Source organism: Peribacillus deserti (assembly GCF_002863585.1).
Taxonomy (GTDB): Bacteria; Bacillota; Bacilli; order Bacillales; family DSM-1321; genus Paraperibacillus; species Paraperibacillus deserti_A.
The window spans coordinates 17486-40536 of the sequence record NZ_PGUY01000021.1; the positions used below are offsets into that span (position 1 = coordinate 17486).

Annotated in this window: 24 protein-coding genes and 1 pseudogene; 19 read left to right on the forward strand and 6 right to left on the reverse strand. The window is 39.4% G+C overall.

The features are described 5' to 3' along the window. Nucleotides 1-153: 153 nt before the first annotated feature. Nucleotides 154-1581, forward strand: a complete 1428-nt coding sequence (locus CUU66_RS07220) for an amino acid permease (RefSeq protein WP_101641008.1) — start codon at nt 154-156, stop codon at nt 1579-1581. A 920-nt stretch (nt 1582-2501) separates the two neighbouring features. Here the strand turns inward: CUU66_RS07220 and CUU66_RS07225 are convergent. Together CUU66_RS07225 and CUU66_RS07230 are read right to left on the reverse strand one after the other, a co-directional pair. Continuing rightward, on the reverse strand, nt 2502-3635 hold the full coding sequence (locus tag CUU66_RS07225; protein WP_101641009.1) for a histidine kinase N-terminal domain-containing protein: 1134 nt from the start codon (nt 3633-3635) through the stop codon (nt 2502-2504). Between the two features lie 182 nt (nt 3636-3817). After that, a complete protein-coding gene (locus CUU66_RS07230) occupies nt 3818-3982 on the reverse strand; it encodes an aspartyl-phosphate phosphatase Spo0E family protein (RefSeq protein WP_101641010.1) in 165 nt (54 codons plus the stop codon). 782 nt (nt 3983-4764) lie between these two features. Here CUU66_RS07230 and CUU66_RS07240 point away from each other — a divergent pair. The 3 genes from CUU66_RS07240 (at nt 4765) to CUU66_RS07250 (ending at nt 6491) form a co-directional block, all read left to right on the forward strand. Beyond that, nucleotides 4765-5229: a hypothetical protein gene (locus CUU66_RS07240; protein WP_101641012.1), complete on the forward strand. Its 465-nt coding sequence runs from the start codon at nt 4765-4767 to the stop codon at nt 5227-5229. 449 nt (nt 5230-5678) lie between these two features. Beyond that, a complete protein-coding gene (locus tag CUU66_RS07245) occupies nt 5679-6188 on the forward strand; it encodes a GNAT family N-acetyltransferase (protein WP_101641013.1) in 510 nt (169 codons plus the stop codon). A gap of 45 nt (nt 6189-6233) precedes the next feature. Continuing rightward, entirely contained in the window at nt 6234-6491 is a 258-nt protein-coding gene (locus CUU66_RS07250) for a hypothetical protein (RefSeq protein WP_101641014.1), read from the forward strand. 682 nt (nt 6492-7173) lie between these two features. On the opposite strand, the gene CUU66_RS07255 is transcribed toward CUU66_RS07250, so the two are convergent. Both CUU66_RS07255 and CUU66_RS07260 read right to left on the reverse strand, forming a co-directional pair. Continuing rightward, nucleotides 7174-7551, reverse strand: a complete 378-nt coding sequence (locus tag CUU66_RS07255) for an SET domain-containing protein (protein WP_101641015.1) — start codon at nt 7549-7551, stop codon at nt 7174-7176. A 149-nt stretch (nt 7552-7700) separates the two neighbouring features. Beyond that, nucleotides 7701-8486: a TIGR00266 family protein gene (locus CUU66_RS07260; RefSeq protein ID WP_101641016.1), complete on the reverse strand. Its 786-nt coding sequence runs from the start codon at nt 8484-8486 to the stop codon at nt 7701-7703. Nucleotides 8487-8685: 199 nt separating this feature from the next. Here CUU66_RS07260 and CUU66_RS07265 point away from each other — a divergent pair, with 199 nt between their 5' ends. The 8 genes and pseudogenes from CUU66_RS07265 (at nt 8686) to CUU66_RS07305 (ending at nt 15558) form a co-directional block, all read left to right on the forward strand. Then, the gene (locus tag CUU66_RS07265; RefSeq protein WP_101641017.1) at nt 8686-9126 is read left to right on the forward strand and encodes a DUF6376 family protein; all 441 of its coding nucleotides are present in this window, start codon (nt 8686-8688) and stop codon (nt 9124-9126) included. Between the two features lie 901 nt (nt 9127-10027). Beyond that, nucleotides 10028-10213, forward strand: a complete 186-nt coding sequence (locus CUU66_RS07270) for a hypothetical protein (RefSeq protein ID WP_101641018.1) — start codon at nt 10028-10030, stop codon at nt 10211-10213. Nucleotides 10214-10686: 473 nt separating this feature from the next. Continuing rightward, nucleotides 10687-11447: pseudogene (locus CUU66_RS07275) on the forward strand (MerR family transcriptional regulator). A 179-nt stretch (nt 11448-11626) separates the two neighbouring features. Beyond that, nucleotides 11627-11986 carry a winged helix-turn-helix transcriptional regulator gene (locus tag CUU66_RS07280; RefSeq protein WP_101641019.1) on the forward strand — a complete coding sequence of 120 codons (360 nt, stop codon included), beginning with the start codon at nt 11627-11629 and terminating at the stop codon, nt 11984-11986. A 481-nt stretch (nt 11987-12467) separates the two neighbouring features. Then, nucleotides 12468-13100, forward strand: coding sequence for a 3-hexulose-6-phosphate synthase (hxlA, locus tag CUU66_RS07285; protein WP_101641020.1), 633 nt, complete (start codon nt 12468-12470; stop codon nt 13098-13100). 5 nt (nt 13101-13105) lie between these two features. Beyond that, the gene (hxlB, locus tag CUU66_RS07290) at nt 13106-13663 is read left to right on the forward strand and encodes a 6-phospho-3-hexuloisomerase (RefSeq protein WP_101641021.1); all 558 of its coding nucleotides are present in this window, start codon (nt 13106-13108) and stop codon (nt 13661-13663) included. 318 nt (nt 13664-13981) lie between these two features. Next, the gene (locus CUU66_RS07300; RefSeq protein WP_101641023.1) at nt 13982-14872 is read left to right on the forward strand and encodes a DMT family transporter; all 891 of its coding nucleotides are present in this window, start codon (nt 13982-13984) and stop codon (nt 14870-14872) included. Nucleotides 14873-14895: 23 nt separating this feature from the next. After that, nucleotides 14896-15558, forward strand: a complete 663-nt coding sequence (locus CUU66_RS07305; protein WP_101641024.1) for an NAD-dependent epimerase/dehydratase family protein — start codon at nt 14896-14898, stop codon at nt 15556-15558. Between the two features lie 34 nt (nt 15559-15592). Here the strand turns inward: CUU66_RS07305 and yppF are convergent, their stop codons facing one another. After that, complete coding sequence (gene yppF / locus CUU66_RS07310; RefSeq protein ID WP_101641025.1) at nt 15593-15784, reverse strand: YppF family protein; 192 nt, start codon at nt 15782-15784, stop codon at nt 15593-15595. 1124 nt (nt 15785-16908) lie between these two features. Here yppF and CUU66_RS07315 point away from each other — a divergent pair. The 5 genes from CUU66_RS07315 to CUU66_RS24045 all read left to right on the forward strand — a co-directional run bounded on the left by CUU66_RS07315 (nt 16909) and on the right by CUU66_RS24045 (nt 19672). After that, the gene (locus CUU66_RS07315) at nt 16909-17616 is read left to right on the forward strand and encodes a Na-translocating system protein MpsC family protein (protein WP_101641026.1); all 708 of its coding nucleotides are present in this window, start codon (nt 16909-16911) and stop codon (nt 17614-17616) included. Between the two features lie 96 nt (nt 17617-17712). Continuing rightward, on the forward strand, nt 17713-18402 hold the full coding sequence (locus CUU66_RS07320; protein WP_180955192.1) for a Na-translocating system protein MpsC family protein: 690 nt from the start codon (nt 17713-17715) through the stop codon (nt 18400-18402). A gap of 120 nt (nt 18403-18522) precedes the next feature. Further along, nucleotides 18523-18888, forward strand: a complete 366-nt coding sequence (locus CUU66_RS07325; protein ID WP_101641028.1) for a DUF2512 family protein — start codon at nt 18523-18525, stop codon at nt 18886-18888. 85 nt (nt 18889-18973) lie between these two features. Further along, nucleotides 18974-19531 carry a histidine phosphatase family protein gene (locus CUU66_RS07330; RefSeq protein WP_101641029.1) on the forward strand — a complete coding sequence of 186 codons (558 nt, stop codon included), beginning with the start codon at nt 18974-18976 and terminating at the stop codon, nt 19529-19531. Then, the gene (locus CUU66_RS24045; protein WP_180955193.1) at nt 19532-19672 is read left to right on the forward strand and encodes a hypothetical protein; all 141 of its coding nucleotides are present in this window, start codon (nt 19532-19534) and stop codon (nt 19670-19672) included. It begins immediately after the preceding gene. A gap of 834 nt (nt 19673-20506) precedes the next feature. On the opposite strand, the gene CUU66_RS07335 is transcribed toward CUU66_RS24045, so the two are convergent. After that, a complete protein-coding gene (locus CUU66_RS07335) occupies nt 20507-21166 on the reverse strand; it encodes a lysozyme family protein (protein ID WP_101641030.1) in 660 nt (219 codons plus the stop codon). Nucleotides 21167-21407: 241 nt separating this feature from the next. On the opposite strand from CUU66_RS07335, the gene CUU66_RS07340 reads away from it, so the two are divergent. Both CUU66_RS07340 and CUU66_RS07345 read left to right on the forward strand, forming a co-directional pair. Further along, entirely contained in the window at nt 21408-21893 is a 486-nt protein-coding gene (locus CUU66_RS07340; RefSeq protein ID WP_101641031.1) for a nitroreductase family protein, read from the forward strand. A gap of 277 nt (nt 21894-22170) precedes the next feature. After that, a complete protein-coding gene (locus CUU66_RS07345; protein ID WP_257967925.1) occupies nt 22171-22776 on the forward strand; it encodes a LysE family translocator in 606 nt (201 codons plus the stop codon). The last annotated feature ends 275 nt before the right edge of the window (nt 22777-23051 follow it).

Sequence of the window (23051 nt, forward strand, 5' to 3'; positions counted from 1 at the left end):
AGTATTATATAAATATAAATATTAATGAATAAATATTAGCTGGATAGCTGAATTGTAAACAGCGTACACCCCAACAGGTGTATCTTTTTTATTGCTTTTTCATCTTGGAGATTAATAGATTGCAATTATCAACTAGAAAAGGAGAAGAGAAAAGTGGGAGTTAATAACAAATTAGGGTTATGGATCCTGACGGCATTAGTAGTGGGGAACATGGTAGGCTCGGGAATATTTATGCTGCCCCGTTCATTAGCTGAATCAGCAAGTCCAGCAGGTGTGATGTCTGCATGGGCAGTGACTGGGTTCGGAGTCCTGATGATTGCACTGGTATTCGGGAATCTGGCTATCCGGAAACCGGAGCTTACAGGCGGTCCGCAGATATATGCAAAAGAATTATTTAAATCAGGTTCAAAATCCTCACAGCTTTCAGGCTTCATGGCTTCATGGGGTTACTGGATCGGTAATTTTGCAGGAAATGTTGCAGTTATTACAACGTTTGGAAGCTATCTATCCACTTTCTTCCCGATATTATCAAGCGAGGCGGTTTTATTTACAGCAGGCTCATTTTCTTTAAAAGTAGGTAATGCTTTAACTTTTGCCGTCTGTTCAATATTATTATGGGGAACACATTTTATCATATTAAAAGGTTTTGAAAGTGCGGGTAAAATCAACTTTGCAGCCACAGCTACAAAGGTTTTAGGATTCTTTTTATTCATCCTGATCGGATTATTTGCTTTCGAAAAAGGAAATGTGATGCCGTTTGTTGCTCCTAAGCTTGATGAAGCAGGACATTCTGTTGGTTTGTTTGGTCAGGTAAACCATGCTGCGGTTTCCACTCTTTGGGCTTTTATCGGGGTGGAGTCGGCTGTTGTATTTGCTTCTAGAGCAAAAAAGAAAATGGATGTAAAACGCGCTACCATCCTAGGGCTGTTAATTGCCTTAGCAATTTATATTGGGATCAGCACCCTTGTTATGGGAATGTTGTCACCTGATGCTTTAGTAAAATCAGATAAACCTCTAATCGATGCGATGGCAGCTGTACTTGGACCAATTGGCGGAAAGCTGATAGCAGGTCTTGGCCTTATTAGTTTGATGGGCTCCACCATTGGGTGGGTTATGCTGAGTGCTGAGGTGCCATACCAGGCAGCTAAACAGGGTCTTTTTATCCCTGCCTTCTTAAAATTGAACAAAAATGGGCTGCCTGCGTTTTCACTGATTATAACGAATGTGCTTGCCCAAGTATTTCTATTTTCAACCATTTCCAATTCAATATCTGCAGCTTTTGATTTCATCATTTATATTGCTACATTGTCATATCTTGTACCATACTTTATATCTTCAGTATTTCAGTTGAAGTTAACATTCACTGGTGAAACATATAACGGAGAAAAGAGCAGGATGACAGACGGAATTATTGCGGCCCTTGCCACTCTTTATTCAGCCTGGGTTATTATTGCAGGAACAGCTGATATTAAAACATTTACGTTTGGTATGATACTTCTTGCCAGCGGCCTGTTATTTTACAAGCAACTGCCAAAGCCAGGTTCTCTGCCTGAATATATAATGGATAAGCGTTCAGCCTAAAAGCAATGAAAGGGTATGTACGCTAAATAGAGGCGGCACTCTAATTAAAAATCGTATACAAATAAAAAAACAGATCAATGAAGATCTGGACAGGCTGCCGAGAAAATTTCGGCGGCCCTTTATCATTCTGCTTTAAACGAAGTGCATGCTTTTCGCTAGGAAATCAGCATATCCCTCGTAAGAAAAGCATAAGTACAGCTGGATAAGCATAAAGCATCATACATACGCATTGGATAAAGCAAGATCAGCATAAATGTTGGAGACATAAGCATAAATTCTAAAAACTTAATCATAAACTGTCCTGCATTATACTTCATTCTATACATTTGGCAAAAATCCTCATCCAAAATATACATTTTTAGGAGCTAGGAGCTCACATTTATCAAAAAGGCGCCGAAATGTATGTTTCGACCGAAAAACTAGCAGTTTTTTAATAAAAATGATCACGATTTCCAGCTGTTCTGAATGGGGAGGTGAATTTGTTTACCCCGCAGTTAAAATAGCTAGTGGTCATACCAGACCAAACATCAGCGGGATTTTTAATTTTCAATGGTCCCAAGTAACCTTCCCGCCAGCCTGTGTTAATTCTCGGGAATTAAGCTATTAACAAGGGGATATCTCACCCTTAGAATCGAGGTGTACTCCCGCGATTTTAGTATGGGCAGGAGGTGTAAAAGGGCGTAATCACACCGGCTTTCAATAAAATCCAGGCTACACTCAGGTATTGGCTGGCTTTCCGATCGACCGCACACCGTGAAAGAGAGAAGCGGGCTCTGGAGGTTTTACTGGTTTATGTTCATTCTTTCACAGTCCTTTTCTCACAGGTTTTTTTCAATTAAGTGCACGCCTCTTAAAAAATTCGATTGCTGCCTGTCATAGGCAAAAACGTTGGAGGCTTTGGGGTAATTAACATATCTTGATTAGCTGACTGGTTTTCCACTCATTGGAAGAAAGACACTGAAGGTAGTGAGATCGTCATTGGAGTCACATTTTATATACCCGCCATGTTTTTCAATGATCTTTTTACATACATACAATCCAATGCCTGTTCCAAGCTCTTTCGTGGTGAAGAAAGGTTCAAAGATAGTTTTTATGTTTTCAGGTGCGATGGCTGGACCATTATTTGAAAGTGTAATGACTAATGCATTTGGATCACCCCAGCATTTAACAAGCAGATTACGTGGTTTCTCTTTCTGCTTTAGAGCATCTATTGAATTAATGAAAAGATTTAGGAGAACTTGCTTTAATTCATCTCTGTTTGTCCGGATTTCTAGATCTGCGCCGATTTCCAGCTGGACATTCACATCTGTATCAACAATACTTGGATAGGACAGCTGCTGAATGTCGTTGAAAAGGGTCTTAATCGAGATGGCTTCCTGTTTACCATCCATTCCTGCTTTTGAAGTATGAAGAAATTGGGTGATCCTGAAGTTTAATTGATTTAGTTCATGTTCGATAATATCTAAATATAAGAGGTTGGGGTGATCATTTTTAAGGATTTTAGTAAAGCCCATTATGGACGTTAAAGGATTTCGAAATTCATGAACAAAACTAGATGAAATCTGTCCCAGTACTGCCAGTTTGTCCTTGTGATTTTCACTTATATATAAGGTTTTATCGTTTAATTCTTTATTTTTTAAATTCGTATATTGAGATACAGCATGATAACAGAACAAATCAAAATGCGAGTTCATGTGATTGATGATGGACTGCATGTCCTTAGCTGGTATGTTTGATTGGAAAATGTGTTTAATGATGATGCTTCTTCCAAGATTGACATTGTAAACAAAGTCTCCAATATTTATATTGGCCTCCAACCGTTCAAGGGCTACCTTATGGGCAAGGTTTATCATTTCTTTCTCACTTAGGGAGCCGGTGATCGCATGTTTGATAATATTAAACATACTAAACCCGTTTTCAAGTATCAGCTCTTTATGAGGATCCACTTTATCGATAATAATAGAGTCATGCCAATCCTTCATAATTTTGGCTTCCTGCTCCTCAAGAAAGCAAACAAGAATTTTTTTATGTGAACTTTGCAGCGACGAAAACATGTTAATCCCCTTTTCCCCGAATTGTTTTTACATGTATCCATATAAATCTGAATTTATAAAGAATGATGACTTGATAGGCAAAAACAATTTGTCCGTAATTCCTATTCATTTATGTAAAAAGGTGCCTGATAGAAGGACATCTCAAGGATAACCTATTCCTAAGTTTCACAACTTTTTGACAGTTAAATGATAATCTTATTATCTACCATTTTTCTCTGATATTCTATTATTAATATATCTAATTTTTGGCTGAAAGTCAGTGTTTCTTGACTATTTAACCCTGTTGCAGCCGCAATAGATATCATTTCCTGCTGCATTTCTACAATTCTCTCTAGTAATTCATTCATTTTATAAATACAACCTCTCAAAGAACGATTACCCTTAATTGTAAGATATCTAATAGCATCTTTCTACAAAATAAGTAAGACAATTTCCATCCTAATACGACAAATTTAATTTGTTTTAATTGGGATTCTGGCTATATCCCATTTGTAACTAATCTATATAATAGTACAAATAATACAATTATAGGAAGTGTGTATATGGCTGGAAGAAGATCTGCAAGCCCCTTTAGATTCTGTGTGTTTCCTAGATACCGGTGGTGCGGCCCAGGATGTAGCGGCCCAGGAGTTCCTATTAATGATGTAGATGCGTGCTGCTATAGGCATGACCGCTGCTTAAGTGCTGGAGTCCCTGCTTGTAAATGTGATAGGGCTTTGATAAATTGTCTTCGGTCTAGAATCAATCCCCGCACGGATAAAGGAAAAAAAGCCGCTTTCATGTATAACGTAATGAAAATTAAAACATTCTTCTTTTGTTAATGGTATAAGGGGGAGCAATTAATGCGAGTCGGAAGGGCTCTGCTGCTTGTAAGATATTTTTGTAGTCCCTCTATTAAGAGGGTGGTAAGGGCTGCCGCGTGCAGCCCTTATGTATGAGGATAGTATTAAATACCTTCAGTTAAAATTTTCTTGAAGAAAGTGAGGAATCTTGAAGGGTTTTTTTAGATGGGAATAGAACTGTTTATTAATACATATGGAAAAGCGCCTTCAGATAGATATACATATCCATTAGGTATCCAGGGCCTGTACCCACACTTTATAGACCTCTAAGGAAAGAAGGTATAAACATGAATGGCAATTTCTTTGCTAACTACAGCAGCTACATCGTTATTCCAGAAGAACAACATGAATCTTGTAAAAAAGAATATGATCCGGCTGAATATGCCACCTACTATATCCTTACACTGTCCCTCTATGATTCTCTTCTATTAAACTGGTCCGAAGCAAACAAATACGAAATTGAAGTTGAAAGATGTATAGAAAACGTATTGGAAGAATTCAATACCGTACAAAATGACCATTACCATTTACAGTTATTAGAGTTAAATAAAGATAAGACCTATTTTGTGCTTGCGCTCTCATGCAAAAATAAAATTGACAGCAGTGATGCCCAGGAACGTATAGCTTATATCATTGAAAAAATGCTGACAAATCCTTTTTATATTGGCCAGAGCTGGTATAAATTCACCGGTGACAGGGGGAGGATTGAAAGGAAACTATTCTGTTTTTCATTCAAAGAATATACCTCTTGAATTAAACAGATGGGTAACATGAAAGGGAAATATCTGATCAAGGCCGACAGAACCTGAACGCATGGTTATCCCTTTTTTAAGGGCTGCTTTCACCACACTTTTGTTTTTCTGTTTACAAAATTGGGTAATTTACTGTTAACAGCTAATATTTAACAAAAGAGGTGCACAGATGAATAGCAGCCACGAGTACCTTATTCTCATAAAAGAATTACGCCAACTGATCAGGGATCGATACAATTGTAAAGACCAGTATATAAGAAATATCATTTCCAAGGATATAAAATTGCTAAGTGATGCTATAGATATCATAAAATAATGTTGAAATTGTTTTGGTCTTTTATCCACTAAAGGGGGAGCCATGCGATAGGCTCCCTTTTATTATTGTTTTGCATCTTGTTTTGGAGAAGGTTAAAAGTCTTAATTTCATACAGATCACGAGAGGTGTTTAAATGACCATATCATTGAAAGTTGAGGAACTAAGTTCAGTCCAGGAACACCTTGAGGGCTTAGCGGATCTCCTGGTACAAGTGGTAGAAGAGGGAGCATCAATCGGTTTTCTGCCTCCTTGCCCAAATGAAGAAGCGGAAGAGTATTGGACCACAGCCATAAAGGCGGATCATATCATTTTGTATATTGTAAAATCGGAAAATGAAGTAGCAGGAAGCGTACAGCTGCACTTATCAACAACTCAAAATGGTTCACATCGTGCGGAAATCGCTAAACTTTTAGTACATCCCAAATTCCGGCGGATGGGATTGGGGCGGATATTGATTCAGACCGCTGAGGAGAGGGCAAAAGCTGAAGGGCGCACTTTGTTAGTGTTAGACACAAGAGAAGGAGATCCTTCTAATCTGCTTTATACTTCCATGGGATATACAGAAGCCGGCAGGATTCCCAACTACGCTAGATCAGCAGATGGAAACCTGCATACAACCGTGTATTATTATAAAAATTTATAAAAGGGACATTATAAAAAGTAACGAATAGCTGGAGAGGTGTTCTCTTTGTGGAAGGTAAAGTACAAACATAATCGGGCAGATGGAGGAATTGCTGCTGTAGAATTAGAAAGTGAAGATGGCAGAATGGATGTAAATGCCAGATGGGATGGGTGTATGGAAATACATTTGTACACTGTGACCGAAGAAAACCGTGAACTAAAAGATACGATTCATACTTGTGATTTAAGGGGACTCATCGAAAGTCTCGGATCCCTGGATAGTGTGATCAGGGATTATTTCGAAGAGAATAACTCATCTTTATAGTAAGCAGCCGATGAGTATTTGAAGTAAGCCCGCATAGTGGGCAGCCCCCCTACATAAAGGAAATACAGCAATATACATCTTTCAGGCTGGCTGTCGAGGATCTGACGGCTGCCTTTTTTACTGTACTGCTTTAACTAAAGCGCGTCTACTGTAGAGCGGATTGTTCGTTCACGTGATCAGCATATTCGACGAAATAAAAGCATAAAGGCAGCTGGATAAGCATAAAGGAGGATACAAAAGCATAAAGGAGATTACAAAAGCATTGTGTGAAGGGAAATCAGCATAAACATGGGAAACATAAGCATAAAACGTAAGAACTTAAGCGTAAACTTCTTAAACATAATCATATTTCCCATTAAGTGGAGCATAAACCAGGATGCATATTATAATCCTGTACTATTAACAGAAAAACTCTTCAAAAACCTATGTTTTGAATAGCTGGGAAGCTGAAGTTAACAAAAAAATGAACCAATGTATGGTTCAGCCCCCTAATAGCCGTTTTCCAGTAAATGGCCCCTGATACTCCTTCGTTTTGCAGTCGTTCAGAATTTGGAGCTCAACGGAGTCATGGTAAACACACCCATTTTAATGAATCGCTAAAAAGTTTACCAGCATGGCACACATGCCGTCATAGGGATCCATGCAAAGCAGGAGATGCAGGTGTATGCATCTCCTTTTAACATTAGTCCTTATTGAACCAAAGAGGTTCGTTGTCATCAACTTCACCATTATAGTTGATTAAAATTTCTTCCCCTGCTTTAATGTCTTTGTAGGCAAAAAAATCAAATGTATGGTTCGGAAAGTTTATCTCATAAGTAGCATTTGGTTCGTATGAGTGATTGAACAGCATGCCGTATCCTAATAGGATGGCGCTGTGGTTTATGCCGTATTCAAAGGCATAATCCTCAAGCAGTGTTTTTTCAATATGGACGTGCTCTTCATTTGGATAGGGGAGAACCGGCGCTTCATGAATCAACTCGCCTTTTTTGATGTCGCGGGTAGCAAATACCCCTCTATTTAATTCTCCGTCACTTAGTTTTGAAGTTCTGATTTCAATCATGGCTGTCACCTGCATTTTCTATATGGTGTTTGTATAAGCATGCCAGTTTCATGGAAGTATTGCAAATTTTTTATAAAGTAATTTTCACTTATTGTCTATTTTATTGGCTCAAACATCCAAGAAAAGCTTGTATACAAAGTTTCTTGCGCTCAGTCACCATTGAAGATATCAAATAAACCTTTGGCGATACTTCCTTCGTCTTTTGACCCGCCGCGTCGTGGAGCGGCCGCAAACACCCTGCTGGCCAGCCGGCTGAAAGGAAGTGATTGCACCCAAACAGTGCCAGGACCTCTGAGAGTTGCAAAAAAGAGTCCTTCACCGCCGAAAAGAGCTGTTTTAACTCCTTTCACCAATTCAATATTATAATCAACACTGCTTGTCATCGCTACGAGACAACCTGTATCAACCCTCAATAATTCTCCAGGGGCCAAGTCTTTTTTGAAAATGGTTCCCCCAGCGTGGACAAAAGCCATTCCATCACCCTCTAGCTTCTGCATGATGAAACCCTCTCCCCCAAAGAACCCGGCACCTATTTTTCTTTGAAATTCAATTCCAACTGCCACACCTTTTGCGGCTGCTAAAAAAGAATCCTTTTGACATATGATTTTCCCATGATACTGACTTAGATCCATCGGGATGATTTTTCCGGGATATGGGGAAGCAAATGAAACATGCTTTTTACCAGATGCTTGGTTCGTAAATGCTGTCATGAACAAACTTTCTCCGGTCAGTACTCTTTTTCCGGCACTAAAAAGCTTGCCCATTAATCCGGTTTCACTGGTAGCATCACCAAATATGGTTTCCATATGAATTCCATCATCCATCATCATCAGACTTCCAGCCTCTGCGATGACTGTTTCTTGTGGATCTAATTCGACACTGACAAACTGCATATCATCGCCATAAATTTCAAAATCAATTACATGATTCTTCATTTCAAATACCCCCCTGGTTCATTCGTTCATACTTATTTTAAAATATGGAAGTATTTTCCGCTACCTAAAAACACCTCAATCTAAACATATGGTAAAAGAAACTTCCTAAAATTATCTGCAACATTTTTTATGCTTAAACGTATGAATAATTAGCACATTAGAGAGGCTTGATTTAGGGCTGATAGAAAGGAATGAAACTATGAGGAAAGTCTTTGTTGTGATTTCAATCATGGCCGCACTGCTACTCAGCGCTTGTTCGGCACTAGGAGATATTAATAATTCTGTGGAGTATGCAGCTAAAGCAACGGAAAACTTGACGTACTTATCTAACTTCGCAGAAAAAGCACCTGATATGCTCCGGGATGCTGCTCTCAATGCTGAGGTGAAGGAAAACCTAGAGGCCGAGCTTGCTTCATTAAAAGAAGATTTAAGCCAATTTAATGACATTGAAGCCGTGCCTGCTTTGGCCAAAGATCTGCATCAGCAGCTGGTAACTAAGAATGAAGCAGTGATCACTGAAATAAATAAGGTGATGGAAAACGGACAACTAACCTTAGATAAACTGGAATCGTCAGAGCTTTTACCGATGATTAAAGATGTACAAAGTTTATTGAATCAAATCGAAGAGCTAGGATTATAAGCCATAACTATAGCCTTTTTGGCCGTCCATAAATCGAACCAGCCATCACTAATAGCAGCGGCTGGTTCGAATTGCTCTATGCTAATTTTTTATCCGCCTATGCATCCTCGGTCCATTAAACAATGCCCAGTTTTTCTTCCCCATCCCAATAGAATTTAATTGGCTTTTCAGCTTTTTGAAGGAAAAGTATTTCTGCCAACCTGATAGGAAAAGCCTTCTAAAGCCGATGTAATTAAAATAGGCTGTTTTCGCAAACTTTGTTGTTTTTGAACAAGGGGGGTGATTGGAACGTGAGGATGCTCGCGGACCTGAGGGGCGGGCGCTGAGCCTCCTCGGCTTCGCCTGTGGGGTCTCACCTGATCGAAAAGCGGAAAGCGGTGCCTGCCCAACATATAAATATTAAACGCTCAGTGATAATCCCAATTGAAATAAAATTCTAAACAAATTGGCAGGCAGAGACCCGATAAAGAAGACTTGCTGACTGGCGAACGACAGTGAAGACAGAAGCTTAGTCGCACTTATGCGTCAGCCAAGCATAAGACGAGCCGGCTGTGGGGAGTGCTTTTCTCCCCATAGACGGATTGGCTTATGACTCGAGGGTCTCAGCTTGTAGCTGGATCAAGGAGTCTCGCACCTTACGTTCCAATCAACCTGTTTACAATAGGGTAGGTTCACGGAACTATTAAAAAACAACAATCTTTTAGAAAAGAGACTTAAAATAAGACTGATATTTCACGGCAGCAGCATTTTTAATTGATCGATTCGCAGTTGGGTAGAAAGGCCAGCTGGCTTATAGTGGCACTGAGGTAACCGGCGAATAGTATCTTTAAGCTTTTAATAACTCTGAAATGATTGCAAAGAGTGGTAAAATACATAAATCAATACATATTCGAGGTTAGCAATGAAGATTTTTCAGTTGAAAAAAGACTACAAGGATTTATACAAAAAAGGAGTTCAATTCTTTCTTATTTCAGAATCAGAATTCATTGGGGTAAAAGAATATACATTGCTAGCTTCAAATCAAAAGGGAAAGTTACTTGTTAGTGATGATGAACTGAACCGTTATTTCTTCTTAAAAAATCCTTAGAAGTGGAACATGTCATAGTTAATGAGCTCCCATTTAGCAGCTGCAGGAATTATTTTTTGTACTCTCCAAAAGCGTTACCCGATTCAAGTAAAATATGGTTTGATTTATAAAAAAGGTTGTAATTCTATGGCAGTCTGTATCGAGAACGTTCACAATTGTTGTTAACAGTCCGCGAATGCTATCCCAATTCCATGCTTATGACGATTTATTATAGTATCCATCCTCTGTATGGAGTTATTCATTTCTTTTTCGCTTATTTTTATTTCTGCGTTTCTAGAGTCCGATGAAAACGTTTTATCCACACATTACGAACCGAAGCGGCAGACGGTATAAGTAGACTTTTTTTGTAAAAGTGTCTTCTGCTTATTGAGTGGGAGGTTCTAGGGCGCCATTCAACTTTTTTTTTACGTATCCAGATTGACTTTAACGCAGCGTAAAGGTGTAGAGTTTAAGTGGTCAGGGGGGGGCGGCAAGTGGAATATACAGTGCAAAAGCTGGGAAGGCTCGCAGGGATCAGCACCAGGACTCTTCGGTATTATGATGAAATTGAAATTCTTAAGCCGGCAAGAATTAATTCATCGGGATACCGGATTTATGGGGAAGCAGAGATTGACAGACTGCAGCAAATATTATTTTATCGGGAACTGGGGATAAGCCTGGATAGAATTAAAGCAATTATGGGGAATCCTTCCTATGATGGTACAAAAGCTCTGAAAGAACATCGTGAACAGCTCCTTGACAAGCGGAAGCAATTGGATTTACTGATTGCTAACGTCGAAAAAACGATCGCATCATCGGAAGGGAGAATAATCATGACAGACAACGAGAAATTTGAAGGGTTTAAGCAGAAGATGATAGATGAAAATGAAAAGAAGTATGGCAAGGAGATTCGTGAAAAGTACGGGAATGAAACAGTAAACAAGGCCAATGAGAAAGTGCGTGCTATGTCACAGGAATCACATGCAGAAGCAGAGCGCCTGGCTGAAGAAGTGTTGGAAATCTTGGCCAAAGCCTTCAAAACAGGAGAACCAGCTGGCAGCCTGGCCCAGAAAGCAGCCCAATTGCAAAAAAAAGGCTGACATTTTATTGGAATGAGTACACCAAAGAGGCTCATGCGGGCCTGGCTCAGATGTATGTGGATGATGAACGGTTCAAAAAATATTATGATGATAAGCAGCCGGGAACAGCAGAATTCCTAAGGGATGCCATCCACATTTATACAGGCTTAAAGTAAGGTTGGAAAAAACCGTCTAATTAATAAAATAGGCGGTTTTTATCTATGTAAATACCCCTTGTAGGTTCATTCCATACAGAAAATTGAAATGGTCATGTATACTATAAACAGCTGGCTTTTATCTTTGGACAAATGGTCGGAAAAAATTGTAACTACGTTTTATGGGGTGAGAGAATTCGATGGGACACATTAGTGGAAAGACATTCAGCTGCGAAAAGGAATTAACTCTTGCAGTAATCGGAGGTAAATGGAAAATGCTGATTTTATGGCATTTAAAGGATGGAACCAAGCGGTTTGGTGAATTGAAATCACTCATGCCTGGCGTAACTCAGCGAATGCTTGTAAACCAGCTGAGAGAGCTTGAAGATGATTTTATTGTGCATCGTGAAGTGTATCCCGTTGTACCGCCTAAAGTGGAATATTCACTTACTGAGGAAGGGAAAAGCTTAATACCGATAATCGATGCCATGTATGAGTGGGGAAAAACATATAGTAAAACCGTGATGAAGGATGAGGTTATCATTAAGGAATTACCGTAATAATCCGGTATGAACCTGTAGTTCAATTCAAATACTAACACCGTTCAGTAACTTTGATAAGTTGGCTGACCGGTGTTTTTCTATAAAGTTTTGTAAAAAGCCCCTATTGATTGCAGCGAAAGATTTTTTCGAGGGGGAGTCCTAGTGCCACCTCGGGTACAAAAGAGACGGAAGGCGTACCTTTTTACCACTCATAGGCTTATGACTCGAGATTTTCTGGTTGTATCTGGACAATCCAATTTTCCCAAGGATTTCTTATATGTGCTCCGATCAGCTTTGAACATTAAGAGGCCAAAATAAAAGAAACTCATTTTCTAATTTTACAGTATACTTTTTGTAACTACGTACCATTTTTATCACTATATGAAATAAAAGTGCGTACTTTTACTGTAAGATATTACTCATTATACTGTTACATGTGCAGGGAACCTGAGTGGAAACACTCCCCCGACCAAAAAATTAATCATGAGGTGAATGACGTATGCAACTGCAATTAGCATTAGACTTAGTGAATATCCCAGAAGCCATCAGCCTCATTAAAGAGGTTGAACAGCACATTGATGTTGTTGAAATTGGAACTCCAGTTGTTATTAATGAAGGACTTAGAGCGGTTAAGGAAGTGAAAGAAGCATTTCCTGATCTTACAGTCCTTGCAGACCTTAAAATTATGGATGCTGCCGGTTATGAAGTAATGAAAGCTTCAGAAGCGGGTGCCGATATTATTACCATCCTTGGAGCCGCTGAAGATGAGTCCATCAAAGGAGCAGTAGAAGAGGCGAAAAAACAGGGCAGGAAAATCCTTGTCGATATGATTGCTGTGAAAGATTTGGAAGGACGTGCAAAAGAACTCGATGCTTTTGGAGTCGACTATATCTGTGTCCACACGGGGTATGATCTTCAGGCAGTCGGTCAAAACTCTTTCGAAGACTTAATGACAATAAAAAAAGTTGTAAAAAATTCTAAAACAGCGATTGCTGGTGGAATCAAGCTTGAAACCCTTCCAGAGGTTATTAAAGCACAGCCTGATCTTGTCATTGTCGGCGGCGGAATAACAAGCCAGGACAATAAAAAAGCAGCTGCTGAAAAAATGCAGCAAATGATCCAGCAGGGGTAAGTCTGATGTCCGTATCCGGTTTTTTAGAGAACATCCTTGAAGAATTAAGGCAGACGGCAGATCTTATTTCAGATGAAGAAGCGGAAGTATTAATTGGACGTATTCTTGAATCAGAAAAAATATTTCTGGCCGGGGCTGGACGTTCAGGATTCATGGCTAAGTCCTTTGCTATGCGTCTTATGCATATGGGTCTTGATTCTTATGTTGTGGGTGAAACCGTAACAAAAGGTCTTGATAAAGAAGACCTTCTAATCATTGCATCTGGTTCAGGAGAAACAAAAAGCCTGGTGTCTATGGCAGCAAAGGCAAAAGCTATCGGCGGCACCGTTGCCCTGGTTACAATTGAACCGGACTCAAGTATCGGGAAACTGGCCGATATTACCCTAAAATTACCAGGGTCCCCAAAGGATCAATCAGGCAGCAGTTATATCACCATTCAGCCAATGGGAACATTGTTCGAGCAGACGTTATTGTTGTTCCTTGACGCCGTCATTTTAAGAATAATGGACAAAAAGGGAATGACCTCCAATAAGATGTATGGAAGCCATGCCAATTTGGAATAAGTCCGGGGCCCTCATTTATGAGGGCTTTTATCATTCTCTCTCACAGTTTATAGAAAGCCTTGCTACATGTATCTGTGATCTGAAAAGGAATACACTCGCCACCCATGGCCGGCCCAGAGAGCTTCGAGGTTTACGCGTTGTCTTTTTGATCGGTACATCCAGAAAAAGGAGATTCGTCGTTTCCCCAGGGAAGAATAAAAATGCCAAATCCGTAAATGAACTTTAACATAGACAGAATAATCTTGAGCAGATGCCTTGAGAATTTTAGTAAAAGGCGTAATATGGGATAGATGTATGTAATTAAGGAGGTTCACATTAGTGCAGAAACTTTCACGTAAACAAACTGCCTTTATTCTTACCTTTTTAGTCGTTGTCTGGGGCGTGAACTGGCCATTATCCAAGATTGCCCTTTCCTATACGCCGCCGCTGCTTTTTGCAGGCATAAGGACTTTATTAGGCGGGTTCATTTTATTACTGGCAGCCATGCCAAGGTATAAGAAGCTTAGATTAAAAGAAACATGGTATTATTACTTGGTATCAGCATTACTAAACATTGTGATTTTTTATGGACTGCAGACCGTGGGACTATTATTTATGCCAGCAGGTCTGTTTGCTGCCATTGTATTTATTGAACCGGTCCTCCTCGGCATATTCTCCTGGATGTGGCTTGGGGAACGGATGTATGGCATGAAGATTGCAGGCTTATTCCTCGGATTTGCGGGAGTGGTCATTATAAGCGCAGGCGGTTTTACTGGAGAAGTTTCCGCTGCAGGCATCCTACTCGCGCTCGGTTCAGCAGCAGGATGGGGTTTAGGGACTGTATATGTCAAGAAAACTGGAGACAAAGTAGATTCAATCTGGATGGTAACCGTTCAGTTGATCGCAGGCGGTCTATGTTTATTATCAGTCGGTTCGGCAGTTGAGAGCTGGTCTAGTATTCAGTGGGAAGCACCATTTATCCTTAATCTGTTGTTTATATCTACCTTTGTCATAGCATTAGGGTGGCTGGCTTTCTTTACGTTAGTAGGATCCGGGGAAGCAAGCAAGGTAGGATCTTTTACCTTCCTTATCCCAATGATTGCTATCTTTTGCAGTACGTTTATGCTGGATGAAGCGATTACGATTAATTTAATAGCCGGACTTCTATTAATCGTAGTCAGCATTTGTTGTGTGAACATTAATTTCCGAAAGCAAAAGGGCACCATCTAACGAAAGCAAAAGGGGGATTTTCTTTGAAAGGGAGAACCGCATTGATTGCTGGTGCATCCGGACTCATCGGCAGTGAGCTGATGCATCTGCTATTGAATTCAAACGAATATGCCGAGGTTATTTCTTTAGTCAGAACACCTCAGCACATTAAGCATCCAAAGCTTAAGGAGAGAATTATCCATTTTGACGAGTTAAAAACATACGAAGATTCATTAACAGCAGACGATGTATTCTGTTGTCTTGGCACAACTATAAAAAATGCAAAAACAAGGGAAGCCATGTATAAAGTGGATGTCGAATATCCAGTATCTCTTGCGCAGCTTGCATATAATAGGGGCGCTGAACAATTTCTGATTGTTAGTTCAATGAATGCAAATCCAGACTCCTTTATCTGGTATTCCAAAATAAAGGGTGAATTAGAGCTTAAAATTAGAAAGGTCCCGTTTCATTCTGTATCCATTTTTCGTCCATCATTATTGTTAGGCAGCCGAAAAGAATTTAGGCTGGGAGAAAGAATCGGAACGGTCCTTTATAGCGCTGTAGGCATTCTCTTTCAAGGCCCGCTTAAGAAATATCGGGCTATTCACGCAAAAACGGTAGCGCTGGCCATGTATAAATCCGCTGCAGCTAAAGAGGCTGGTGTCACTGTGTTCTCGTCAGAGGAGATTGCTGCCAAAGGCCGGTAATAGAATCACAAGGTTCCATTGTCGATGAAAAAGTTCAAGATTTGCAGTCTGCAGCTGGTTTAGCCCCTCGTTTATCCAGTTCATGGAATAGTATTTTATACTCCCAAATAGATAATCTTCCAATGATATATTGTTTCTGAACAAAATCAAGCAAGTCGTTTACATGCGCAGGATTGCGGCTTTTAACATATTTGTAATGCAGGATTAGTGCATTTAGCAGTAACATTCTTTTCCTCCATATTTTCCAATATTAGGCGCCGAAAACATCATACCATGGAAAAAAAGATTGAAATTCTTTTTTGAATATTTTAACTTCAGACAAAAAATAACAATTTTTTTAGATGTTTTTGCGTTTTTTAGTAAAGAAAAAAATCCTTTTCATATCATACATTTGCATATATAATACATCAGTGTACATAAGAGGGTTCCATCACATACCACACCTGCTATGCAATCAAAGAATATAAGGATGAAAGAATAGATAGCTTCCATCTTCAAATATGATCAGTGCATCCGTAAATAATTGTTTTACTTTGACAATAGGCTATGTTAAAGGTCATTGTTGATTTTTGCACGATGTTGATTGGAACGGATATGCGAGACTCCTGCGGGAAAAGACGGGTATTGTCCAGCTCCAAGGCTTTAGACCCTCGAGTCAAAAGCCAATCAGTCCATGAGAAGAAAACCACTTCTCACGGCCTGCTCGTCTTATGCTTTTCAGGTCTCTGCCTTCCCTGGGATTTTTTTGTGATAAAAGGTGAGCTAATCATGAGCTTCCTTAAACAATGTTATTGGGGAAGGCACCGCTTTCCGCATTTCGATTTGTCTAGCTACGGACTGACACCGCGGGTCTAGCCAATCGCCATCAAAAGGCCAAAAGCGCCTTTTGCTGCCGCTCGTCTTATGTCTGGCTACCCACGACGCACAGGATGTGCAAGCCAGGCGGGGCCACAGGACGTGGCGGTTGGAGCGTGGTAAGGGCGACTATGCTTCTGTCTTCGCTGACGCTCGTCAATCAGCAAGTCTTCTTTATCAGGTGTCTGACTTTCCATATAATGTGGTATTTTAAAAGTTTGGCTCATCACAGTTCTTTTTATAAAAATACCTAGAAAGTCACCGTCCTCCGCTTTTCTAATAAGGGAGACCCCACAGGCGGAGGCTCCCGGAACGCCGCGCGGAAAGCGAGTGCCTGCTAGCTGCAATCAACAGCCATGTTTAACAGAGCTTTACAATAAAATACTGGCGGTAAAGAACTGGACAATAGAGCCAGACTTAAGCCAAATAGAGGGCAGTATACTTTATACTCCTTCTATTTGGCTTTTTTTGTTTTACTTTAGAAAGGAGGCCGGGATGAAGGACATGTCTAAAAATCTTCAGACTGAGTTTGGCAGCTATATCGGCAGGCTGTTTAGAAATCAGTTTGGAAAAGGACCAGAGTCAGTCTTCATTACGATCGATGACTCTTTTTTATCCATATACCTGAGAAATTTTTTATCACCACTTGAAAAGGCACTCCTGGATCAGCGTCAGGACCAAACTGTTTACCAGACAAGAGATATTATTATGAATATTTTAATGCCTGAAATAAAACTGCATTTTCATACCATGACCGGTTTGGAAATTAATGATATGTATTATGATTGGGACCTTTATAAAAGGACAGGATTCATTCTGGGCCTGATGTCAGATTATTCTGAGGCACAGCCTTATCCAGCCCAGGAGCAAGTGAATCATCTTATAGGGAATTTAAGTGAAAAGATTCAAAAGAGGCCAACCAGTGTATCATCCAGCTTTTTAAATCCCAAAACTCTCTTAATTAATAGAAAAGGGGTTTTGACCATGGTGGAGCAGGAATTAATATCTTCAGGATATATGGAAACACTCCGATATACGAAAAAAAATCTTGAGAGAACCATGTTTTTCAATAATGCATTTAATTTTGAAGCCCTTTTGAGCGAAAGGGTTGGTGACGTATTTGTGGATTGGGATTTCAGAAAAGATGAGAGTCATATTATTCTTGTGCTTAATCAAAATCGAAAATCAAATCATAGTAAATGATGAGGGTTTAAGAATACTTTATTAGGGGAAACTTCTTATGAAACCTTATAAAAATGGATGAAAGAAGTAAAGCTTTCGTCTTTAAGGGGAATTTTGATGGAAAATAAATCACCTGAAATCGTTATAGCCAGTTATGTAGGCAAGCTTCTGAGGGATAATTTTGGAAAAGGCCCGGAATCAGTATATGTCTCTATTGCCGGGGAGTTTATCGTCATTCATATACGTAAATTTATCTCACCGATGGAAGAAGCCCTCTTAAAACAGGAAAATGAAAATGTTGTCCAAAATACCCGGGAAATCGTCTTTCAAAGCCTGGTCCCAGAAATAAAAGCATTTATTAAGGGGCTAACCGGAATAGATATTAATGAGTTTTATTATGACTGGGGCATGAGTAACAAGTCCGGGGTCTTTGTCGGAATAGGCAGTCCGATAGATGGGAAAATCGGCAGTATCGAGGAAGATTTTCCAGAGAAACACACAATGGATCGTAAAATTGTTGATATTAGTGAGGAAGCTCAAAAAGCTCCAGAGGGTTTGAAATCTTATTTAATGAATGATCGGATCATCATCTTTATCCGTGATGGAATTTTGGTTACCATTGAAAAAGAACTGATTCGTCAAGGCTATGGAAAGATCCTAAAAACAACGAAGAGAATCCTGGAGAAAAAGTTCTTACATAATTTTGATTTTGAATCAGTGATTGACAGGAAGATTACGGATATTTTTGTTGACTGGGATTTCGATCTTGATAAAAGTGTAATTGTGTTTATGTTAAAACCAAGCTAAAGGCGGGAATGGGCCGGACTTTCTCTTAAGAGCTGGACATAAGCCAAAACAGATGACCTTTCTGTCTGTTTTGGCTTTTTTCGTGCGGAAATTTCAGGACTTTATACCGGAGGAGGAACTATGAAACATCTTAGAAATGTATTCTATCAATTACTTATTATATATCCATTATTAACGGCTGCGCTCATCAAGACAGCCCATGTTCCTGCGTTAAGTATCTTTTTATTGGGACTGGTCATCAGTATCAGTGTTTACACAATAGGAGATATGATCGTACTGCCTAGGGAAGGAGTATTGGGCGTGATACTGGTCGATTTCTTTTTAGTATTTTTCATAACTGGCATCGGTTTGGATATTTGGGGGTTGTATGGATACAAAAACATACTGCATACGCTGCTCATATCGGTTCTTATCACAGTATGTCAAGGTATTTATCACAAATTTATCTGTAAAGGTCTGCCTAAGAAGAAAAGTATTAATTTTTAGAAACTCCGTCTTTTCGACGTAGTTTTTTTATTGTGTTTTTATTTCTCCGGCCATATTATATGATAAATTACATAGAGGTGAAAAAATGACTGTTTTATATGTTGTGAGACATGCCCATTCTCACTATAATCCCGATGAACTGGGGAGACCCTTGTCCGCAAAAGGTACAAAAGATGCGAAAACCGTTTGCCAGATGTTAAAAAATGAAAAGATAGACAGAATATTCTCCAGTCCATATCGAAGGGCCGTTGAAACGGTCGAAACTCTCTCAGCGTTAGTAAAGAAGGACATAATCATCGAAGATGCTTTAAGAGAACGAACTTTATCAGATGTACCCCTTGAAAATTTTGCATTTGCCATTGAAAAAGTATGGGAAAACAGCAGTTTTAAATGGGAGGGCGGCGAATCCAATAATGAAGCCCAGCAGAGAGGAGTCAAGGCGATTTTTAATCTGCTTCATACATATGAAGGGGAAAAAATGGTAATCTCTACACACGGCAATATAATGGTACTTATTATGAATTACTTCAATCCTTTATACCATTTTAAATTCTGGAAACAGCTTGATATGCCTGACATCTATAAACTCTCGTTCGATGGGGTAACGCATGTGGATGTAGAGCGGATGTGGAGGAGAGCATAAATGAAAAAACAGCAGGTGGTGCATGGGATTCATACACCATTCATACAATGTAGGGATGGTTCTTTTGGGGGGCCGCTTGTCCGCACAACTGATATAGAAGAATGGGGGCAGCTTGGTCTGAAAACGGACATGGTGAAGTGAAGAGTGCTAAATGAGTGCTGAATTTGGTAGATAAAGGGTTAAATTACAGGCAAATTATGAAAAAATTAAAGTTAATGGCAATAGAAGACTGATGTTGACCCGCTTACATTATAGTTTCGTGGCACAAAATCAACTTTTTTGAACAATTTATAGCACGTATCACAGCAGGGCAGAAACTTATGATTGTGTTTAAAGGTTTTATGCATATCTTGGAAATTTCTATGCTTATCCTGACCTTGTTATGCTTATGGATAAACGGATATGCTTATCCTAAGCCAGTTATGCTTATCCTGAGCCTGTTATGCTTATGAAGGAAGATGCTTATCTTGGCACTGTTATAACCAGAAAATACTGATATGAGTATCCCGACTTAGTTATAATCATAGATAAACTTATATGCTTATCTTGTCCCTGTTATGTCCAAAAGTACGATATACATATTCTAACCAAATTGTTGTCCAGGGAAAAACGGATATACTCATTCTGAGCTTGTTATGCCACAAAAATGCGCCTATCTAAAAAAACGGAAAAATATGTATGTTATTATCCAACCCTGCTTTGCTTCAAAATCTATATAAGCTTATTAAACAACCATTAATGCTTACCAGGAGAATCTACAATAAATCCAGAGGCCAAGACATATCCTTCATGCTGACACAGAACACTGTCATAACCATCAATATAAAGTCATTTCCAAACCACAAGTTAGAAGGATAGCCAGTACTCTTAAAAAAGTCATATGTATCTAAATAAAGGGAGTCACTGCGAATTTGTCCGCAGAATCCCCCCTCTCATTAAGAGTCAGATATTGAAACTGAAAACCGGCTTTGTTCTTTAAATAGCCGCTTCTACATTAAGTGATGCCAGAGTAAGGCCTGGCTGAATGGATTTTAGATGTCCCTCCACTTTGGTGCTGTAGGTAAAATCACCGTAACAGTAGGGGTAGCGGAAATTATTTTTATCGCCCCTGCAGTTATATACGGCAGGGTTTTTCCTCACCTGCAGCATGGAAAATTGCTTGGCTAGTTTTTGACTATGTTTTCCACCATGAGCTGATACATAATTGATATAACCTTGTCCCATGTTATAAGCTTGTATAATGGCGGGAAAATCTACTTTTTTTTGTTTCCCGTAGGCGAGCATCTGCTCGAAGTGCTTGACCCCCTGCTGAATGCTTTTCTCTGGACTAGTTATGGTATTCGGCGCAAGGCCTGCAGATTCTGAAGCCTGCATAGGATCTCCGCCTTTCCCTTTGCTTTCTTGCTGCATTAAAGCCAGCAGGACCGGGGCGAAGTTTTGTAACTGGTACTTTTTTAGCTCGTTATTTATTTGCGGTGAGTAACGTTTGACTCCACTGAAAGGGTCTTGTTTATAGGATGAAGTTTCTGTTTTAGTATTGGTTACCTGAATTACCCGCATTGCTCCAGTAAACAGAAGTAGAACGATCATCATTGTCAAAAGGGGCTTAAGAGATTTCCGTTTGCGCTTTTTCATAATTACACCCCATATACTATTTTTATAGAATAATTATAAGGTAATACCAAGACTTATTGCAGTGAAAAATATTGAAAAAAGATGAACATTAGAATAGTAGTAAAATAAGAAATTAAAAACAGTAATCACAATAATCCTTGAATTGTAGTTCCATCCCAAAAAGGGTATGATGAAATTGTTTATGTCTGAAAAAAATGATACTTTTCATAGCGTAAAAGCAGTTGAATGAGGAGGAGAAAAAGTGGAGATTGAAAAAATTATCAGGAGCAGGCGCATAATTAAAAAATTCAAGCCGGATCCAGTGGATCAAGATCTGCTGGTTTCCTGGCTTCAGACAGCCAGCATGGCCCCCAACCATAAAATGACGGAGCCCTGGAAAATTGTCTTTATTGGAAGTGAAACAAGAGCAAAATTAAATCACAAGACCAATTTCGGCCATGCACCTGTTTTGTTTGCGGTTTTATCACATAAAGGATCAACACAAGTCATACGGGACGAAAACATGGTTGCTGTATCTTGTTTTGTCCAAAACTTCATGCTGCTTGCATGGTCAGCAGGAGTAGGAGTTTTTTGGTCTTCACTTGGTGTTTCTGCCCTTGTAAGAACTGCCTTAAATGTGTCCGATGATTATGATGTGATCGGAATATTCGGGGCAGGTTACCCTGATGAAGTACCCGAAGCAAAAATGAGAACAGATATTGATGCGAAGATACAGTATCTCGCTTGATTGAAACACTTCACAGACTCGTTTTCAATATAGAAAACGAGTTTTTCATATGTATGAAATGATTGAGGGCATACTGCTATTGTGCAGGTTTATCATACTTTCTGAATTTTAGCCGGCTTATCAAACGGAAAAGGTAAAAAATTATAAACTCAATAGTGAGCTTAAAATATTTAGACTGACGAAAGTTGCTCCACTAAGTTTTATAGTTTAACAGAGCCGTTTTTTTTTGCCCTGACAATTTATGTTACTATATAAAAATATTCTTTATTAGTTAGGTGTGAACGGGTTGTTATTTATCAAAGCATTACTTTTAGGATTTTCAGTATCTGCACCTGTGGGACCCATTGGATTGCTGTGTATTCAACGGACCCTTTCAAGAGGGAAGGCTGCAGGGTTCCTGACAGGTTTTGGGGCTGTAACCGCTAATCTTATTTATGCCAGTATTGCAGCTTTAGGACTTTCCGTAGTTTCCGCTTTCTTAGTCGAACAGGAAATCTATCTAAGGATATTTGGTTCACTATTTTTATTTTATGTAGGAATAAAGACTCTATTAAAAGCACCTGCAAATCATGCTGCACAAATACAAGGCGAAGCCCTCTTATCCATGTATCTTTCAACATTTGTATTAATGATCACTAATCCCGCAACCATCTTAAACTTCGTGGCTATGTTCAGCGGCCTGGGCATCAATCCAGAGAATGGTTCTGGTGCGGAAACAGCGGCGCTGATCAGCGGGGTATTTTTTGGTGCATCCCTTTGGTGGGCAATATTAAGCATTGCAGTCAGTTTGTTTCGAAAAAAGGTAACACCCCATCTTGCCTTCATAAATAAGATGGCTGGAGGAATCATTATTTTATTAGGACTGCTGGCTATTATACGGTAAAAGCTCCAGCTCTATATGAGAACTGGGCTTCTTTGTTATTAAAAAAATGCCTGCTCCATTTAATTACGTTTTCTCCAGCTTTGGACACAGGGCTGATTTCATCACATATCTGAAGGCTGATTGAATAATTGCTTTGCGTGCATTACTTTTCTGATGCTTCCTTTAAGGATGACTGTCCGGCTGACGTTAACATTACAATTCTGAACAAGCAGAAGGGGAATAAGCAGGTGTTCTATGTTATGAGTAATGGAGGCTGTTTACAGCGGTTCACGTAT

Bases quoted from the DNA above. Each gene is read 5' to 3' on its own strand.
- CUU66_RS07225 (WP_101641009.1), bottom strand. From the start codon at position 3,635: ATGTTTTCGTCGCTGCAAAGTTCACATAAAAAAATTCTTGTTTGCTTT.
- CUU66_RS07320 (WP_180955192.1), top strand. From the start codon at position 17,713: ATGGAAAATAAATCACCTGAAATCGTTATAGCCAGTTATGTAGGCAAG.
- CUU66_RS07315 (WP_101641026.1), top strand. From the start codon at position 16,909: ATGAAGGACATGTCTAAAAATCTTCAGACTGAGTTTGGCAGCTATATC.
- CUU66_RS07240 (WP_101641012.1), top strand. From the start codon at position 4,765: ATGAATGGCAATTTCTTTGCTAACTACAGCAGCTACATCGTTATTCCA.
- CUU66_RS07265 (WP_101641017.1), top strand. From the start codon at position 8,686: ATGAGGAAAGTCTTTGTTGTGATTTCAATCATGGCCGCACTGCTACTC.
- CUU66_RS07325 (WP_101641028.1), top strand. From the start codon at position 18,523: ATGAAACATCTTAGAAATGTATTCTATCAATTACTTATTATATATCCA.
- CUU66_RS07230 (WP_101641010.1), bottom strand. From the start codon at position 3,982: ATGAATGAATTACTAGAGAGAATTGTAGAAATGCAGCAGGAAATGATA.
- CUU66_RS07330 (WP_101641029.1), top strand. From the start codon at position 18,974: ATGACTGTTTTATATGTTGTGAGACATGCCCATTCTCACTATAATCCC.
- hxlB (WP_101641021.1), top strand. From the start codon at position 13,106: ATGTCCGTATCCGGTTTTTTAGAGAACATCCTTGAAGAATTAAGGCAG.
- CUU66_RS07280 (WP_101641019.1), top strand. From the start codon at position 11,627: ATGGGACACATTAGTGGAAAGACATTCAGCTGCGAAAAGGAATTAACT.
- CUU66_RS07270 (WP_101641018.1), top strand. From the start codon at position 10,028: ATGAAGATTTTTCAGTTGAAAAAAGACTACAAGGATTTATACAAAAAA.
- CUU66_RS07245 (WP_101641013.1), top strand. From the start codon at position 5,679: ATGACCATATCATTGAAAGTTGAGGAACTAAGTTCAGTCCAGGAACAC.
- yppF (WP_101641025.1), bottom strand. From the start codon at position 15,784: ATGTTACTGCTAAATGCACTAATCCTGCATTACAAATATGTTAAAAGC.
- CUU66_RS07260 (WP_101641016.1), bottom strand. From the start codon at position 8,486: ATGAAGAATCATGTAATTGATTTTGAAATTTATGGCGATGATATGCAG.
- hxlA (WP_101641020.1), top strand. From the start codon at position 12,468: ATGCAACTGCAATTAGCATTAGACTTAGTGAATATCCCAGAAGCCATC.
- CUU66_RS07255 (WP_101641015.1), bottom strand. From the start codon at position 7,551: ATGATTGAAATCAGAACTTCAAAACTAAGTGACGGAGAATTAAATAGA.
- CUU66_RS07335 (WP_101641030.1), bottom strand. From the start codon at position 21,166: ATGAAAAAGCGCAAACGGAAATCTCTTAAGCCCCTTTTGACAATGATG.
- CUU66_RS24045 (WP_180955193.1), top strand. From the start codon at position 19,532: ATGAAAAAACAGCAGGTGGTGCATGGGATTCATACACCATTCATACAA.